We start from the raw sequence: 1277 nt of genomic DNA on the forward strand, positions 1-1277 counted from the left end.
GCGGCCGCCACCGCCGCCCGGAACCCCGCGACGGCCTCGGCCCAGCGGCCTTCGGCGGCGTCCAGCCGGGCCAGCCACAGATCGACGGGCCCGCTGATGTCGCATCCGTACAGCGAGACCAGCCACTGGCCGCGGTGCGGCGCGAGCTGCTCCCTGACGAGTGCCGCCAGCTCACGGTCGCCGGACTCGGCGGCCAGTTCGGCCTGGAACCGCAGGGCGAGCGGCTGGTAGACCCGGTGGTAGGGGCCGGAGTCGCGGTGCCGGAGCGCCGTCTCCAGATCGCCGCGGCGCAGCGCGTTGATGCCTTCCAGCAGCCCCGGGTAGGGGTGGCCCGCGGCGGCGGCCGTCCTGCGGATCTCCTCCAGTTCGGCGGCCCTGCCCTGCGGCAGCAGGACGGTCCACTGCAGGTGCACGGCCATATAGCCGAACTCAGGATGGTTCTCCTCGTGGGCGATGGCCCGCGCGAGCAGCTCCCACGCGGCGGCGAACCGGCCGCGCAGGACCTCGATGATCGCGGTGTCGACCAGCGACGCCATCGCGAACCGCTGGGTGCCGAGCCGCTCGGCCAGCCGCAGGAATCTCCGCCACTGGTCGAGGTAGCCCGGATCGCCGAGCTCCAGCAGCCCCACCCAGTGCAGCGACGCCGCGAACTGCTCGGTCAGCCGGTCGTCGCGGCGGCGGGCGACGGCCGTCATCTCGGCGGTGATCTGCACCCGTTCGGCGGCGTTGCCGAGCCCCCAGATGGTGTCGTACCTGGCCCAGAGGCTGAACGCGAGCGCCTCGTCGTCGTCGCCGTCGCGCGCCCAGGTGGTGATGGTCAGGCTGAGCTCGTCGGCGAGCCGGGCGGGCGGGTGGCCGCCCGGCTCCTTGCCGGTGATCGCCTGGTAGGCGGTGCGGAGCAGGTCGCGGCGGAGGGTGCGGTGGGCGGGGTCGTCCTCGGCGTGGTCGAGGATCAGCGCGGCCCGGCCGAGCAGCGCGGGCTCGCCCAGCTCGACGGCGAGTGCGGCGGCCTCCTCGTAGACCCGCCACATCTCACCGCGATCTTGACCGGCGTGGCCGAGGGTGCGGCCGAGGTCGAGCAGCAGGACGATCCGGTGGGCGGGCTCGACGCAGATCTCGCAGGCCCGCCGCAGGTGCGCGATCGCCTCGTCGGTCGCGACCCTGGTCAGCGCGTCGTCGGAGGCGGCCTTGAGGATCCGCCACCGCTCCCCCGCCGGTAGTTCCGCTCCGGCGAGCCCGGCGTGGCGGGCCAGATCGGCCGGCAGCACCCGCGCCGC

At 74.8% G+C, this 1277-nt stretch carries 1 pseudogene; it reads right to left on the bottom strand.

The window, feature by feature from the left end:
• Nucleotides 1–1277 (bottom strand): annotated as a pseudogene (locus ACYVE7_RS34225) (ATPase); the annotation flags it as partial.

The organism is Actinocorallia lasiicapitis, assembly GCF_054778695.1.